This is a genomic window from Inquilinus sp. YAF38 (assembly GCF_052113205.1).
Lineage (GTDB): Bacteria > Pseudomonadota > Alphaproteobacteria > DSM-16000 > Inquilinaceae > Inquilinus.
The window spans coordinates 12,002-27,708 of the sequence record NZ_JBFRCU010000006.1 but is presented as its reverse complement, the minus strand read 5'-3'; the positions used below and the strand labels follow the sequence as shown (position 1 = coordinate 27,708).

The window sequence follows — 15,707 nt, the reverse complement described above, 5'->3', positions numbered from 1 at the left end:
AACCCGTCCGGGAATGGGCAAGCCGATCAGCCAGTTGCTGGAAGCCTCCTTGCTGTCATTGCCGGGCTTGACCCGGCAATCCAGAGGCTCTCGACAGACTCTGGATGCCCGGGTCAAGCCCGGGCATGACAACGGAGGGAGGGGGGCATTCCCCGGGACACCAAGTCCCGGACAGTCCCTAAAAGCAGCGGAAGTCAGCCTCGATCTGGGCCAGGCGCAGCGTGTCGACCATGGTTTTCAGCATCGTCATCTCACGGAAGATGCCGGCCTGGTCGCCGGTGGCGAACTGCATGCGCAGCACGGTCTCGGCCTTCTCATAGGCGTCGTAGGGCATGATCGAGGAGACCGCATCGATGCTGCAGGAGCAGCGCTGCAGCATTTCCTGCGTCTCGCCGTTGCTGGCCATGCAGCCGATCACGTAGTCGGCCACCACCGGGGTCGGATAGTCGTTCGCGCGCGCCGGGCCTGGCGTGGCGAGCAGCGCCGGGGCAAGGAGGGCAAGCACCGCACAGCCCTTCATGGCGATCGCTCCGCAGTCGCGTCGGGTGGCCAGCAGAGCAAAGCGACGGGGGCGGGTCAATTCGTTCCAAGGAACGAGGAAGAGCTGGCGGGCCGCTCCATCCAACCTCCCCCTCCCTTTGCGGGTTGCCGGATTCACACTTCTCAATCGCGCTCGCGTTGGGCSCTGTTCGTTGCCTCTCCCGCTTGCGGGAGAGGTCGGGCTCGCGCAGCGAGACCGGGTGAGGGCGGCTCGGCCGCGACACCAGGGTCAGCGTTTCAGGACCGGGCGGATCATGCGCTCGCTCCTGGCGAAGCGGCACTTTCGGTGAGGCCGCCATCCCCTCACCCGGACATCCTTCGGATGTCCGACCTCTCCCGCAAGCGGGAGAGGCAATGGCCTCGCAAACCCGCCATCTGTGTCGCCGATCGATGTGCAAATGCCGTGGCTCTCGGGGGAGGGGGAGAGCGGAAGGCAACGGCCTGCACTTCCGGGTCCACCGACAAGGCCGGCGCCCGATGACCGGCGCGGTCCCGGCGGCGCTGGTGGCCAGCCTGCTGACCACGATCTCCGGCTATACCGGCTATGCCGTGCCGGGCGACCCGCCGGTGGTGCTGATGCTGCCGCATGCGGCGCTGGAGGCGATGGCCTGCGCCCATCCCTGCGCCGTGATGGGCTATGCCGAGCCGGACGGCACCATCGCACTCGACGATTCGCTGCGAATCGGCAACGACCCGGCCAACACCAGCATCCTGGTGCATGAGCTGACCCATTTCCTGCAGCGCGCCGCGGCGGGCGGGGCGCCGGCCGCCGATTGCGACGCCTGGGTCGAGCGCGAGCGCGAGGCCTATGACGTACAATACCATTGGCTGCGCGATACGGCGCCGACGATGCGCGAGTTCTCGATCCGCCTCGTCCGCCTCGGCCCCCACCCGCTGATCCCGCCGTGCCAGCCGGGCCAGCCGATGCCGTGAACGGCACCGCGACGTGACTGGGGCTGGCATCGGGAAGTATTGCTCCAGCGCCCGAACAAGCGGGATCGCCGCTTTCTTTCGCACTGCAAAATTCCGATCGAGGCGCCGGTTTCACTGCCGGGCCGTCCACCACGGCCCCGCCGTCCCTCACACTGCCGGCCATGGCCTGGCATCAATATTTGAAGATTATACCTTGGTCTAACCCAAGTATTCTCTTCGCAGTTGCGAAATTCCGATTTCCTACCAAAGGACAATACGATTTTGTGTGTTTGCAATTGACTGGGATTTGGATGTCTTCGCAAAGTGATGGCGGTCGTCTTCCGAATGAAGCGCCAACCGGCCCGGACACGAGGCCATGACGACCGGGCCCGATGGCTGAACAACGACCGTCGAGGCGGACCTCCGGCATGCCGACGGCATCGCCGCGGGTCACGCATCGCGATCAATGGGAGGATAGCGAATGCCCAGATTGCTGCGGGTTTCCGGGACCGCCTTGGCGCTCGTGCTTGCGCTGGCGGCTGTACCGACGATTGCGTCGGCCAATGACGATCTGCTGAAGCTGGAGAAGGATCCCAACCAGTGGGCCCAGCCGGCGGGCAACTACGCCAACACGCGCTACAGCGCGCTGAAGCAGATCGACACCGCCAATGTGAAGAACCTGCAGGTCGCGTGGACCTTCTCCACCGGCGTGCTGCGCGGCCATGAAGGCGGGCCGCTGGTGATCGGCGACATGATGTATATCCATGCGCCGTTCCCGAACACGGTCTACGCCCTGGATCTGGCCAACAACGGCAAGATCGTCTGGAAATACGAGCCGAAGCAGGACCCGAACGTCATCCCGGTGATGTGTTGCGACACCGTCAACCGCGGCGTCGCCTATGGTGACGGGATGATCTTCCTGCACCAGGCCGACACCACGCTGGTGGCGCTGGATGCCAAGACCGGCAAGGTGGCGTGGAGCGTCAAGGACGGCGATGCGACCAAGGGCGAGACCGGCACCTCGGCCCCGCTGGTGGTCAAGGACAAGGTTCTGATCGGCAATTCCGGCGGCGAGTTCGGCGTCCGCGGCCACATCTCGGCCTACGACATCAAGACCGGCAAGCTGGCCTGGCAGGCCCATTCGATGGGCCCGGATGCCGACACGCTGATGGACCCGGTCAAAACCACCGTCCTCGGCAAGCCGGTGGGCAAGGATTCCGGCATCTCCACCTGGCAGGGCGACCAGTGGAAGATCGGCGGCGGCACCACCTGGGGCTGGATCTCCTATGACCCCAAGGCCAACCTGATCTATTACGGCACAGGCAACCCCAGCACCTGGAACCCGGTGCAGCGGCCCGGCGACAACAAATGGTCGATGACCATCTTCGCCCGCGACGCCGACACCGGCATGGCGAAATGGGTCTATCAGATGACGCCCCATGACGAATGGGACTATGACGGCGTCAACGAGATGATCCTGACCGACCAGAAGTTCGGCGGCAAGGATCGCAACCTGCTGGTCCATTTCGACCGCAACGGCTTCGGCTACACGCTGGACCGTCTCACCGGCGAGCTGCTGGTGGCCGAGAAATACGATCCGGCCGTCAACTGGGCCAGCAAGATCGATCTGAAGACCGGCCTGCCGGAGCGCGACAAGAAGTTCTCGACCGAGGCCAATGGCGAGGACACCAACTCGCAGGGCATCTGCCCGGCGGCGCTGGGGTCGAAGGACCAGCAGCCGGCGGCCTTCTCGCCGGACACCGGCCTGTTCTACGTGCCGACCAACCATGTCTGCATGGATTACGAGCCGTACAAGGTGGCCTACACCGCCGGCCAGCCCTATGTCGGCGCGACCTTGAGCATGTATCCGGCGCCGGGCGGCGACCATCTCGGCAACTTCATCGCCTGGGATGCGGAGAAGGGCAAGATCGCGTGGTCGATCCCCGAGCCGTTCTCGGTGTGGAGCGGGGCGCTGGCCACCGCCGGCGGCGTCGTCTTCTACGGCACGCTGGAAGGGTATCTGAAGGCGGTCGACGCCAAGACCGGCAAGGAGCTGTACAGGTTCAAGACCCCCTCCGGCATCATCGGCAACGTCAACACCTTCACCAGCAAGGGCAAGCAGTACGTTGCCGTGCTCTCCGGCGTCGGCGGCTGGGCCGGCATCGGCATGGCGGCTGGACTGACCAATCCGCAGGAAGGACTCGGTGCGGTCGGTGCCTATCAGTCGCTGTCGCAATACACCCAGCTGGGCGGAACGCTGACCGTGTTCGCCCTTCCTAACTGAAGCCTCCCTGTGCGCCTCGGAGGCGGGCCTCGGCCCGTCTCCCCTTTCTTCAGCCCTGTGATTCCGCCGACATGCCATACCATCCGAGAGGATCGAGGATGCCTTTCCGTGCCTTCCTGTTCCGCACCGCCCTCCTGACCGGCGGCCTGATCACGATCGGCGGTTTCGCCGCCGCAGGCTTCGCCCAGGACAAGAGCAGCGACCCGACGGGGCAGCAGCCCGCGGCGAATGCGACCGCGGCGCCGGCCGCACCGGCGGCGGGAGAGGAGGAGAAGCCCTACAAGATCGCCCCGGACGGCACGGTCGACTGGGCGGTCTATAACGGGTTCCGCCGCTACAACGGCATCTGCTACGTCTGCCACGGGCCCGACGGCGAGGGCAGCAGCTTCGCTCCGGCCCTGGTCGATTCGCTGAAGACCCTGTCCTTCGACCAGTTCCTCAACACCGTCGTGAACGGCAAGGAGACGGTGAACACCGCCAGCGACAAGAAGATGCCGGCGCTGGGCACCGATCCGAATGTGATGTGCTACATCAACGACATCTACGCCTATCTCAAGGCCCGGTCCGACGGCGCCGTGGGGCGCGGCCGGCCGGCCAAGTTCGAGAAGAAGTCCAAGGATTATGCCGAGGCGGAAAATTCCTGCATGGGGACGCCCGGCTAGGGCGCCCGGCATGATGCCCCTCACACGGTGCGTCGCGGCGCTGGCCTTGCTGGCCGGCGCCGTGCTGCTGTCCGAGCCCGGCCGGGCCGAGCCGGCGCGCCCGGAGGCGATCGACCGCTCGGCACTGAGGGTCTGCGCCGACCCGGCCAACCTACCCTTCTCCGACGACAAGAGCGGCGGCTTCGAGAACAGGATCGCCGAGCTCCTGGCCGAGAAGCTGGGCGTGCCGGTGCGCTACACCTGGTATCCGAACTCGACCGGCTTCCTGCGCATGACGCTGCGTGCCCGGCGCTGCGACCTGGTGATTGGCATCGTCGCCGGCGCCGACCTGGTGCAGAACAGCAATCCCTATTACCGCTCCGGCTATGTGCTGGTGACGCGGCGCGAGGACAAGCTCGACGATCTGAGCAGCCTGGCCGATCCACGATTGAGGTCATTGCATATCGGCATCACCGCCGGCACGCCGCCCGCCAACCTGGCGGCACGCGGCGGGCTGATGGCGCAGGCCCGGCCCTATCCGCTCTATGTCGACAGCCGCTACGACGCGCCGGGCAAGCAGATGATCGAGGACCTGGCGGCGAAGCAGATCGACGTCGCGGTGCTGTGGGGCCCGATCGGCGGCTATTTCGCCAAGGCGCATGGCGACGCGCTGGCGGTGACGCCGCTGGCGAGCGAGTCGAGGGACACAAGGCTCGACTTCTACATCACCATGGGCATGCGGCCGGGCGAGGCCGACTGGAAGAACCGGATCAACGGGCTGATCCGGGACAACCAGGACGCGATCACCGCGATCCTGAAGCAGTACGGCGTGCCGCTGCTGGACGCCCGCGGCCAGCCGATGCTGTGACGCCCGAATGATCCGCCCCCTGCTCCGCGTCGCCGTGCTGGCCGCCTGCCTGGCCGCCGGGCCGGCGCTGGCGCAGGTGGCGGAGCCCGACGGTTACCGCATGGAGAACTTCCGCGCCCCGGTGCCGGCGACGCTGCAGGGCGCCACGGTGGTCGACGCCGCGGCGGTGGAGACGCTGATCCGCAGCGGCCCGGTGGTGGTGATCGACGTGCTGCCGCAGCCGCCGCGGCCGGACAAGCTGCCGCCGGAGACACTGTGGCGCCCGCCGGAGCGCCGCGACATCCCCGGCAGCGCCTGGCTGGCCAACACCGGCTTCGGCGCCCTGTCGACGGAGATGGAGGCATATTTCCGCGACGCCCTGGCGGCGCTGACCCTTGGCGACCATGCCCGGCCGCTGGTGTTCTACTGCGATGCCGATTGCTGGATGTCCTGGAACGCCGCCCGCCGCGCGGTGGCCGAGGGCTACACCGCCGTGCACTGGTTCCCCGGCGGGGTGAAAGACTGGACCGCCGCCGGCCACCCCACCCTGCCGAACGCGCCGCTGCCGGTGAAGTAGGGTCGGTCCCCTCCCACAATCCCATTCGTCATCCCCGCGAAAGCGGGGATCTCGTCACATTTCGACCGGATAGAGATTCCCGCTTTCGCGGGAATGACGACAGGAGGTGGGTGGGCAAAGCCGCTTCACCGGCGTTTCGCCATTCGAGGATGTAGTCAGGCGCGATCCGCCTCGCCATCCTCCTCCCCCGCCGGCACCGCCAGCCCTGGGTCGAAGCGGAGCAGGGCGTCGACGATGGCGTCGATCCGGGGGTCGGCGGGGTTGCGCGGATGCGGCAGGTCGACGCCGCGCTGCAGCGACACCCGGCCGGCGCCCTCGGCCAGCACCACCACCCGGTCGGCCAATGTCACCGCCTCGCGCAGGTCGTGGGTGACCAGGAGCACGGTCGGCCGGCGGCGGCGCCAGTATTCCGCCAGCAGGGCCCGCATCCGGCCGGCCATGGCGTGATCGAGCGAGACCAGCGGCTCGTCCAGCAGCAGCAGATCGGGCTCGACCAGCAGCGCCCGGGCCAAAGCGGCGCGGCGCTGCATGCCGCCGGAGAGCTGGCCGGGCCAGGCGTCCTCGCGGCCCGCCAACTCGACCGCCGCCAGCAATTCGCGGGCCGCGGGCTCGGCGGCGCGGCCGGCGACCAGCAGCAGGTTGTCGAGCAGGCCGAGCCAGGGCACCAGCCGCGGGTCCTGGAACACGGCGGCGCGACGGCGCGGCGGCCCGTCGGGCCAGTCGATCCGGCCCTGATAGCCGGAATCGAGCCCGCCGATGATGCGCAACAGCGTGGTCTTGCCGCGGCCGGAGGGGCCGACCAGGGCCACGAACTGGCCGGCCCCGATCGACAGGTCGACGCCGTCCAGCACGTCGCGCGGCACCGGGGCGGCGAAGCGCCGGCGGATGCCCTGCAGCGCCAGGCCGATCACGGCGCCCGCCAGCGGCCGGCGGCGCGGTCCAGCGGCTGCAGGATCAGGGCCTCGATCGCCAGAATCACGGCGATGAACACCAGCGTATAGGCGAGGATCCCGGCAATGTCGAAGAAGTTGAAGAAGCTGCGGATCTGGAAGCCGACGCCGTTCGGCCGGCCCAGCAGTTCGACCACCAGCACGATCTTCCAGGTCAGGGCCAGGCCGGACCGGGCGGCGGCCATCAGGCTGGGCGCCAGCTGCGGCAGCACGATCCGGCGCAGCACCCGGCCGCGCGGCACGTCGAACAGCTGCGCCATCTCCATCAACGGCCGGTCGAGCGCCCGGGCGCCCTCGCGGGTGATCGCCACCACCAGCGGCGCCTTGTTGACCGCGACCGCGAGCACCGCCGCCCATTCGTTCAGCCCGAACCAGACATAGCAGAGCACGATGGTGACCAGCGCCGGCATGTTCAGCGCGATCACCAGCCAGCCGTCGAACAGCTCGTCCAGCAGCCGGCTGCGGCCGAGGGCGATGCCGATGGCGGTGCCGAGCAGCATCGCGACGGTGAAGGCGGCCAGCACCCGGGCCAGGGTGATGGCGACGTTGCGCAGCAGGTCGCCCTCGACCAGGTGCTGCCAGGCCGAGGCCGCGACCTCGGCCGGCGGCGGCAGCACGGCGCTGTCGGCCAGGAGGGCCGCGACCTGCCAGATCGCGGCCAGGATCGCCAGGGAGAGCAGCCAGCGCCAGCGCCGCAGGTTCGGCGCGGCCGCCGGTGCCCCGGCGTCAACCGCCATAGCCGGGCCAGAAGGTGCCGGGCGGCAGCGCCGTCAGCCCGCCGACCGCGGCCGGGGTGATCCCGGCCATCAGCCGCAGCGCGGCGGCAGCCGCCGTCGCGTCGGCCGGGCTCGGGGGCGCCGGGATGCCGGCGCGGTAGCCGTCGCGCAGGGCGGCGAAGACGGTATCGTCCTCGGCCTTCATCTCGGGCCGCAGCTTCTGCCACAGCGCGTCGTCGGTCTTCATCGCGGCCTTGGCGGCGAAGGAAGCGTCGAGGAAGCCGCGTGCGAGATCCGGGTTCTGCGCCGCCCAGCCATCGCGGAACACCCAGCCGAGCAGCGGCGGCGGACGGTCGAGCCCGAGCTCCGGCAGGATCTTCGCGATCTCCACCACCGGTCGGAAGCCCTTCGCGGCCAGGCGGGCGGCGAACTGCCAGAAATTGAGCACGGCGTCGAGGTCGCCGCGCAACGCCAGCTGGTTGAGCAGCGGCGGCGCGGCGAAATTGACGGTGGCGGCGCGCGGCAGGTCGATGCCGGCCTTGCGGGCATAGGCCTGGATCAGCACCCAGCTCTTGTCGTCCTCGCCGCCAGCGACGCCCAGGCGCTTGCCGGGCAGGTGCTGGATGGTGCGGATGCCGGTCGCGGGGTCGGCCATCAGCGCGCCGACGGTCAGCGAGAACGGCACGAAGGTGACGTCGCGCCCGGCTTGGCGCTGCCGTGCCACCCAGATCCAGTCGGTGACGATCAGGTCGACTGCGCCGGACTGGAAGGCGACCGCGGTCGCGTCCTTGTCGGCCAGGACCAGCGGCTCGAGCGTGAAGCCGTGACGGCGGTCGAGCCCGTCGCCGATCACCGCCAGCTCCCAGTTCACCGTGCCGAACTGCAGCGTGCCGACGCGCACCCGCGGCAGGTCCTGAGCATGAAGGGCGGCCGGTGCGGCCAGCATCGCACCCCCGATGAGGAAACCGCGACGGCCGATCGGGGGCGGCATGAGAGACACCATGACTGAAGCCATTCCCAAAGCTGTCATGCCCGTCCTCGGACTTGATCCGAGGATTGATCCGGGCATCCAGAGACTGTCGACACCCTCTGGATTGCCGGGTCAAGCCCGGCAATGACAAGTGGGGGGCATGCCCCCGTCAGCCGCGATTGAGCACACCGGCATGATGGCGGATGTGGTCGGCAACGAAGCTGGATATGAAGTAGTAGCTATGGTCGTAGCCGGCGTGGCGCCGCAGGGTGAGCGGCTGCCCGGCGRCCTTGCACGCGGCCTCGAGCAGGTGCGGGTGCAGCTCCCGTTCGAGGAACTGGTCCGCCTCGCCCTGGTCGATCAGCAGGTCGGGGCAGCGCGCCCCGGCCTCGACCAGCGCCGTCGCGTCCCACTGTGCCCAGCTGGACTGGTCCGGCCCGAGATAGCGCGAGAACGCCTTCTGCCCCCAGGGACATTGCGACGGCGCCGCGATCGGCGCGAAGGCCGACACCGAGCGGTAGAGCCCGGGGTTGCGCAGCGCCGCCACCAGCGCCCCGTGCCCGCCCATCGAATGCCCGAAGATCCCCATCGCCGAACGCCGCGCCGGGAAGTGCCTGCCGATCACCTCCGGCAGCTCCTGCGTCACATAGGCGTGCATCCGGTAGCCGTCGCGCCACGGCGCCTCGGTCGCGTCGAGATAGAACCCGGCGCCGAGCCCGAAATCCCAGCTCTCATCGTCGCCCGGATGGCGCCGGTCGCGCGGGCTGGTGTCCGGCGCCACCAGCATCAGCCCGAACTCCGCCGCATGCTGCAGCGCCCCGGCCTTGATGATGAAGGTCTCCTCGGTGCAGGTCAGGCCGGCGAGGTAGGTCAGCACCGGCACCGGACGCTCCTGCGCCTGCGGCGGCACAAAGACGGCAAAGCGCATCTCGCCGCCGATCTCCGCCGAGGCGTGGCTGTAGAACCCGACCTCGCCCGCGAAGGCCCGGTGCTTGCTCCTGGTGACCAGCTCCACCATCAGAATTCCACGACCGTGCGGATCGACTTGCCCTCATGCATCAGCTCGAAGCCCTCGTTGATCCGTTCCAACGGCAGCTTGTGCGTGATCATCGGGTCGATCTCGATCTTGCCCGACATGTACCAGTCGACGATCTTCGGCACGTCGGTCCGGCCCCGGGCGCCGCCGAAGGCCGTGCCCTTCCACACCCGCCCGGTCACCAGCTGGAACGGACGGGTCGAGATCTCCTGCCCYGCCCCGGCCACGCCGATCACGATGCTCTGGCCCCAGCCGCGATGCGAGGCTTCCAGCGCCGTCCGCATCACCTTGGTGTTGCCGGTGCAGTCGAAGGTGTAGTCCGCGCCGCCGATCTGGTCCGCGCCGCGCTTGGTCAGATTCACCAGATACGGCACCAGGTCGCCCTCGACCTCGCTGGGGTTGACGAAATGGGTCATGCCGAAGCGCTCGCCCCATTCCTTCTTGTTGTTGTTCAGGTCGACGCCGATGATCATGTCGGCCCCGGCCAGCCGCAGCCCCTGGATCACGTTCAGCCCGATGCCGCCGAGCCCGAACACGATCGCGGTCGCGCCGATCTCGACCTTCGCCGTGTTGATCACGGCACCGATGCCGGTGGTCACGCCGCAGCCGATGTAGCAGATCTTGTCGAACGGCGCGTCCGGGTTGACCTTGGCCAGCGCGATCTCCGGCAGCACCGTGAAGTTCGAGAAGGTCGAGCAGCCCATGTAGTGGAAGATCTTCTCCTTCCCGATGGAGAACCGGCTGGTGCCGTCCGGCATCAGCCCCTGGCCCTGGGTCGACCGGATCGCCGTGCACAGGTTGGTCTTGCGCGACAGGCAGGACGGGCACTGCCGGCATTCCGGCGTGTACAGCGGGATCACATGGTCGCCCTTCTGCAGGCTGGTCACGCCCAGGCCCACATCGACCACCACCCCCGCACCCTCATGCCCCAGGATCGACGGGAACAGCCCCTCAGGATCCGCCCCCGACAGCGTGAACTCGTCCGTGTGGCAGATCCCCGTCGCCTTGATCTCGACCAGCACCTCGCCGAACTTCGGACCCTCCAGGTCCACTTCCAGGACCTCCAGAGGCTTCCCTGCAGCCACGGCTACGGCGGCACGCGTCTTCATCGGCTTCCTCCTGTCTGTCGCGCCGTCCGGTGCGGGCGCGTGCCCGGGTCGCGCCACGGCCGTTCGAACCGGCGCCGGAACCTCGGGAAAACGGTACCGGCAAAGAAACACCGGCCGGAATAGGACTTTGGCACAACGGAGAAGCGGCCCAATAATTGGACCTAGGATCAGTGGTCCCCGCCAGAGGGGCCCGATAAGCTTCTCGGGAGGAAGCGATGTCCCAAGCCAGCATGACCAGGGAGAAGACGGCCGTCGTCAACCCAAGCGGCATCCGTCGGGGAATGAGCATGAAAGCGTCGACGGAGGACGCGGTCGAGGAACTGCTGGCGGCGATCGCCCAGGACCGGATGGAGATGGTCCTGCTGTTCTGCTCGCCCACCTACGACCTGCCGGCGGTGCTGGCCGAGATCGGCCGCCGTGCGCCGGAGGTGCGGGTGCTGGGCTGCACCACCGCCGGCGAGATCACCCCGGCCGGCTACCGCCAGGGCACGATCACCGGCCTGAGCCTGTCCGCCGACCATTTCGCGACCTCGGTCCTGCTGATCGAGCCGATGAGCTTCGAGATCGCCGACGGCGCCGCCATCACCAAGACGCTGCTGGCCGAGCATGAAGCCCGGCACCAGCACCGCTTCGACCCGTCGCGCAGCTTTGCCCTGCTGATCAATGACGGGCTGTCGATGCATGAGGAGATCATCGTCAGCGCGCTGGGCGATGCGCTGGGCGAGATCCCGCTGGTCGGCGGCTCGGCCGGCGACAACCTGGCGTTCCGCGAGACCGCGATCTTCCTCGACGGCCGGGTGCACTCCAGCGCTTCGCTGCTGGTGCTGGTGTCGACCGACCTGGCTTTCCGGGTGTTCGAGCGGCAGCATTTCCACGCGCTGGACCAGAAGATGGTGGTGACCCGGGCCGATCCGGCCCGGCGGGTGGTGATGGAGATCAACGCCGAGCCGGCGGCCGAGGAATACGCCCGGCTGATCGGGCTGGAGCCGGCCGAGCTGACGCCGCTGGTCTTCGCCTCGCACCCGCTGGTGGTCAAGGCCGGCGGCCGCCACTATGTCCGCGCCATCCAGCGGGTCGACGACGCCGGCTGCCTGCATTTCTTCTGCGCCATCGACGAGGGCATCATCCTGAGCGTCGCAAAGAGCGGCGATCTGGTCGCGAATCTGGCCTCGCTGTTCGACGAATTGCGTGCGGAATTGGGCAGCATCGACGCCGTGATCGGCTTCGACTGCGTGCTGCGCTATGTCGAGATGGAACAGCGCCAGATGCTGACCGAAGCCTCGAAGATCATGGCCCAGAACAACGTCGTCGGCTTCAACACCTATGGCGAGCAGTTCGGCATGATGCATGTCAGCCAGACCTTCACCGGGATCGCCTTCGGGCCGGGCTGAGCATGGGGCGGGAGGTCGCGCAGCAGGATCGGACGGAGGTCGGCCAGGAGGCCGAGCTGCGGCGCCAGGTCGCCAAGCTGTCGGAGATCAACCGGGCCCTGATGCAGCGGGTCGAGCACAGCCTCGACATGCAGGGCAACGCCTACCAGCTATTCCAGACCGCGATCCTGCTGGACCAGAAGGTGCGCGACCGGACGCGCGAGCTGGAGCACGCGCTGAAGGCGGTCGAGCAGTCGAACCTCGAGCTGAGCGAGGCGATCGTCACCAGCCGCACGGCGCAGAACCGGCTGCAGGACGCGATCGACAGCATCTCCGAAGGCTTCGCCATCTTCGACCCGGACGACCGGCTGGTGCTGTTCAACCGCCGCTTCCTCGATTTCTGGCCGCGGCTGACCGACAGCATCCGGCCCGGATTGTCGCTGGGCGCGCTGATCCATCTCGGCCTCGACGCCGGCATCATCCAGTCGGACGGGCTGACGCCGGAGGCCTGGATGGCCGAGCGCCGGCTGCAGCGGGCCTCGACCCGCGATGGCGGCGCCCAGCGCTGGGTCTACGCCCTGGCCGACGGGCGCTGGGTCCAGGTCAACGACCGGCGGTCGACCGAGGGCGGCATCGCCTCGATCTACACCGACATCACCGACGTCAAGGACGCCGAGCGGCAGGAGCGCGAGAAGGCGCTGGCCGAGCGCTCGGCCCATCTGCAGGCGACGCTGGAGAGCATGTCGATCGGCGTCGCCGTGTTCGACCGCGACCAGCATCTGGTCACCGCCAACCGGCGCTACGGCGAGCTGCTGGAGCTGCCGGCCGAGCTGCGCCGGGCCGGTGCGTCCTACCGCCGGTTCCAGGAGTTCAACGACGCCCGCGGCGCCCCGGCGCTGGGCACCGCCTCGCCGATCGGCCCGGGCTCGGCCCGTGGCGCACCCCGAGGGTCGGGCCCGCCGTCCGAGGTGGCGTTGAACGGCCGCTGGTTCGAGGTCAAGGGCGACCCGATGCCGGATGGCGGCTTCGTCACCTCCTATGTCGAGATCACCGAGCGCAAGATGGCGGAGGAGGCGCTACTGGACAGCGAGCAGCGGATCCGGCTGTTCGCCAATGCGGTGCCGACCATGATCTCCTATGTCGACCGTGACCAGCGCTATCGCTTCGTCAACCGCGCCTACCGCGCCACCTATGCGCCGAACGGCACCCCGATCCTGGGCCAGACGCTGCGCGCGGTGCTGGGCGAGGCCGAATACAGCCCGCGCCAGCCTTTCATCGAGCGGGCCCTGGCCGGCGCCACCGTCACCTTCGACCTGCCGCTGCCGGGATCGGACACCGAGCCGCGCTTCGGCTTCGCCACCTATGTGCCGCACCGCAGCCACCGCGACGAGGTGGTCGGCTTCTTCACCCTGATCCAGGACATCACCGAGCGCCGGCGGGCCGAGCGCATCCTGGAGGCGGCGAATGAGGAGCTGGAGCGGCGGGTGCATGAGCGCACCGCCACCCTGTCCCGGCTGAACGAGGCGCTGTCGGCGGAGGTGGAGAAGCGCCGCCGCATCGCCCGCGAGCTGCGCGTCGCCAAGACCGAGGCGGAGCGGGCCAATATCAGCAAGACCAAGTTCCTGGCCGACGCCAGCCACGACCTGCTGCAGCCGCTGAACGCCGCCCGGCTGTTCGTCGCCACGCTGGAGGACACGACCCTGCCGGCCGAGGGCGAGGCTCTGCTGGGCAAGATCGACCATGCGCTGGAGAACGTCGAGGAGCTGCTGAACATCCTGCTCGACATCTCCAAGCTGGATGCCGGCCGGGTCGGCGCCAACCTGCAGAGCGTGGCGCTGCCGCCGCTGATGGAGGCGCTGCACGATGAGATCGCGCCGTTGGCCCAGCGCAAGGGGCTGGCCTTCACCCTGCTGCCCTGTTCGCTGACCGTCTGCTCCGACCCGCAGCTGCTGCGCCGCCTGCTGCAGAACTTCCTGACCAACGCCGTGCGCTACACCCATGCCGGACGGATCCTGTTCGGCGCCCGGCGCCGCGGCGACAAGGTCGAGCTGCAGGTGATCGACACCGGCATCGGCATCCCGCAGGAGCGGCTGGACGAGATCTTCGAGGAGTTCCGTCGGCTGGACGGGCCGGAGGGCCAGGCTGAAGCCGGGCAGAAGGGCTACGGCCTGGGCCTGTCGATCGTGCGCCGCATCAGCCGGCTGCTCGGCACCGAGATCAAGGTGCGCTCGATCGTCGGCCGCGGCTCGGCCTTCTCGGTGCTGCTGCCGCTGACCGACCCGGCGCAGATCTGCACACCGCCGCGCCCGGCCGCGGCCGCCGTGCTGCCGGGCGCGGTCGACCGGGTGCGGGTGCTGGTGATCGACAACGACCCCGCCATCCTGGACGGCATGACCCGGCTGCTGCGCAGCTGGGGCTGCCGCGTCGCCGCCGCCGCCGGCCGGGCCGGAGCGGAGGCGCGGATCGGGGCGGAGGGCTTCCGGCCGGACATCGTCCTGGCCGATTATCACCTCGACGCCGGGCAGCGCGGCACCGAGCTGATCATCGCCCTGCGCCACGCCCTGAACGAGGAGATCCCGGCCGCGGTGATCACCGCCGACCGCAGCCCGGAGGTGCAATCGATGGTGCAGGCGCTGTCCGGGGTCAGCCTGCTGACCAAGCCGATCAAGCCCGCCCGGCTGCGCGCCCTCATTGCATCGGCGCGGCGGTGAGTCGTAAGAGCCTTGCGTTCGCCTCTCCCGTTTGGCGAGACCATCTCAGCATTCCAAACATCGTCATTGCGACCCCGGCCTTGAGCCGGGGGAAGCAATCCAGGGGCCGCACGAGCTGGCCTCTGGATTGCTTCGTCGGCTTCGCCTCCTCGCAATGACGGCGAGGGATGGGCGTTGTGAATAGGTCTCGCTTGGCAGAAGAGGCAGGAACCGATCTGGCTTACACCAATCCCACTCTCTAGCCGCTCCGGCGCCGCCCCAGCTTGCGGGCCTTGGCGCGGGCCGAGCACATTTCAGCATAGCCCGGCGCGGTCATCGGATAGCTCGCCGGCAGCCCCCACCGGTCACGGTATTCGTCCGGCGTCAGGTCGTACGCCGCCTTGAGATAGCGCTTCATCGACCGGAACCGCCGGCCGTCCTCCAGGCAGATGATGTAGTCGGGCGTGACCGAGAGGTTGACGGGGACCGCGGGACGGCGGCCGGTCTCGGGCGGCGGCTCCGGCGCCTTGTCCGAGGTCGAGATCTGCTCCAGCACGCCGTGCAGTTCGGCGATCAGCTTCGGCAACTCCTGGCTGTCCACCGAATTGCGGGCGAGATAGGCCAGGACGATATCGACCGTCCAGGAGAGCGCATTGCCCTCGCCCCGCTCCGCCGCGGCCCGCGCGTCGGCCATCGGCTCGATCGTGGCCTGGACGGCAGGCTCGTCGCCGCGCCGCGTCGGACCAGCGGTCGGAGCAGCCCCGGCAAGCCGCAGCGAAGCCGGGTTGCCCACCGTTCCGGGCGTCCCCGTGGCATGGCCCGACCTTCGATCGGCGACCTGCAAAGCCGCGGCATGTGCGATCGCATCAACGACAGGATGGTCAGGGGCTTCGGATTTCGACAGCAAGATCGACGCCTCGCAACAATTGGACTCTGAATTCGGAGAAGATTGCGCGGAATGGTTGCAGACATTTGTCCTATCATTTCCGAAAGAGTCTGCGCGAGCGAGATTTGTAACTGGACGTTGCTGGCGTCGAGATATCTAAGAACATAAGCCTATGGCCC

14 protein-coding genes are annotated in these 15,707 nt (G+C 68.5%); 7 read left to right on the top strand and 7 right to left on the bottom strand.

Annotation, left to right across the window (positions count from 1 at the left end; translation table 11 throughout):
* Nucleotides 1-178: 178 nt before the first annotated feature.
* A complete protein-coding gene (locus AB4Z01_RS04075) occupies nt 179-520 on the bottom strand; it encodes a hypothetical protein (RefSeq protein WP_380313864.1) in 342 nt (113 codons plus the stop codon).
* Nucleotides 521-1,017: 497 nt separating this feature from the next.
* On the opposite strand from AB4Z01_RS04075, the gene AB4Z01_RS04070 reads away from it, so the two are divergent.
* The 5 genes from AB4Z01_RS04070 (at nt 1,018) to AB4Z01_RS04050 (ending at nt 5,801) form a co-directional block, all read left to right on the top strand.
* The gene (locus AB4Z01_RS04070; RefSeq protein WP_441690830.1) at nt 1,018-1,473 is read left to right on the top strand and encodes a hypothetical protein; all 456 of its coding nucleotides are present in this window, start codon (nt 1,018-1,020) and stop codon (nt 1,471-1,473) included.
* Between the two features lie 460 nt (nt 1,474-1,933).
* Nucleotides 1,934-3,736 carry a methanol/ethanol family PQQ-dependent dehydrogenase gene (locus AB4Z01_RS04065; RefSeq protein ID WP_441690828.1) on the top strand — a complete coding sequence of 601 codons (1,803 nt, stop codon included), beginning with the start codon at nt 1,934-1,936 and terminating at the stop codon, nt 3,734-3,736.
* Between the two features lie 98 nt (nt 3,737-3,834).
* Nucleotides 3,835-4,398 carry a c-type cytochrome, methanol metabolism-related gene (locus AB4Z01_RS04060; RefSeq protein ID WP_441690826.1) on the top strand — a complete coding sequence of 188 codons (564 nt, stop codon included), beginning with the start codon at nt 3,835-3,837 and terminating at the stop codon, nt 4,396-4,398.
* 10 nt (nt 4,399-4,408) lie between these two features.
* Nucleotides 4,409-5,245 (top strand): substrate-binding domain-containing protein, encoded by an 837-nt coding sequence (locus tag AB4Z01_RS04055; RefSeq protein WP_441690824.1) that lies wholly within the window; start codon nt 4,409-4,411, stop codon nt 5,243-5,245.
* 7 nt (nt 5,246-5,252) lie between these two features.
* Nucleotides 5,253-5,801, top strand: a complete 549-nt coding sequence (locus tag AB4Z01_RS04050) for a PQQ-dependent catabolism-associated CXXCW motif protein (RefSeq protein ID WP_441690822.1) — start codon at nt 5,253-5,255, stop codon at nt 5,799-5,801.
* Nucleotides 5,802-5,956: 155 nt separating this feature from the next.
* On the opposite strand, the gene AB4Z01_RS04045 is transcribed toward AB4Z01_RS04050, so the two are convergent.
* From AB4Z01_RS04045 to AB4Z01_RS04025, 5 genes are all read right to left on the bottom strand, one after another.
* Nucleotides 5,957-6,712: an ABC transporter ATP-binding protein gene (locus tag AB4Z01_RS04045; RefSeq protein WP_441690820.1), complete on the bottom strand. Its 756-nt coding sequence runs from the start codon at nt 6,710-6,712 to the stop codon at nt 5,957-5,959.
* Entirely contained in the window at nt 6,709-7,488 is a 780-nt protein-coding gene (locus AB4Z01_RS04040) for an ABC transporter permease (protein ID WP_441690818.1), read from the bottom strand. The genes AB4Z01_RS04045 and AB4Z01_RS04040 overlap by 4 nt, the downstream gene beginning before the upstream one ends.
* A complete protein-coding gene (locus tag AB4Z01_RS04035; protein ID WP_441690816.1) occupies nt 7,478-8,413 on the bottom strand; it encodes an ABC transporter substrate-binding protein in 936 nt (311 codons plus the stop codon). Before AB4Z01_RS04035 ends, AB4Z01_RS04040 begins: the two co-directional genes overlap by 11 nt.
* A gap of 193 nt (nt 8,414-8,606) precedes the next feature.
* Entirely contained in the window at nt 8,607-9,455 is an 849-nt protein-coding gene (gene fghA / locus AB4Z01_RS04030) for an S-formylglutathione hydrolase (protein ID WP_441690814.1), read from the bottom strand.
* The gene (locus AB4Z01_RS04025; RefSeq protein ID WP_441690813.1) at nt 9,455-10,582 is read right to left on the bottom strand and encodes an S-(hydroxymethyl)glutathione dehydrogenase/class III alcohol dehydrogenase; all 1,128 of its coding nucleotides are present in this window, start codon (nt 10,580-10,582) and stop codon (nt 9,455-9,457) included. Before AB4Z01_RS04025 ends, fghA begins: the two co-directional genes overlap by 1 nt.
* A gap of 287 nt (nt 10,583-10,869) precedes the next feature.
* Here AB4Z01_RS04025 and AB4Z01_RS04020 point away from each other — a divergent pair, with 287 nt between their 5' ends.
* Complete coding sequence (locus AB4Z01_RS04020; protein WP_441690811.1) at nt 10,870-11,973, top strand: FIST N-terminal domain-containing protein; 1,104 nt, start codon at nt 10,870-10,872, stop codon at nt 11,971-11,973.
* A 2-nt stretch (nt 11,974-11,975) separates the two neighbouring features.
* Complete coding sequence (locus tag AB4Z01_RS04015) at nt 11,976-14,663, top strand: NahK/ErcS family hybrid sensor histidine kinase/response regulator (protein WP_441690810.1); 2,688 nt, start codon at nt 11,976-11,978, stop codon at nt 14,661-14,663.
* A 238-nt stretch (nt 14,664-14,901) separates the two neighbouring features.
* On the opposite strand, the gene AB4Z01_RS04010 is transcribed toward AB4Z01_RS04015, so the two are convergent.
* A complete protein-coding gene (locus AB4Z01_RS04010) occupies nt 14,902-15,549 on the bottom strand; it encodes a MucR family transcriptional regulator (protein ID WP_441690808.1) in 648 nt (215 codons plus the stop codon).
* Nucleotides 15,550-15,707: the final 158 nt, after the last annotated feature.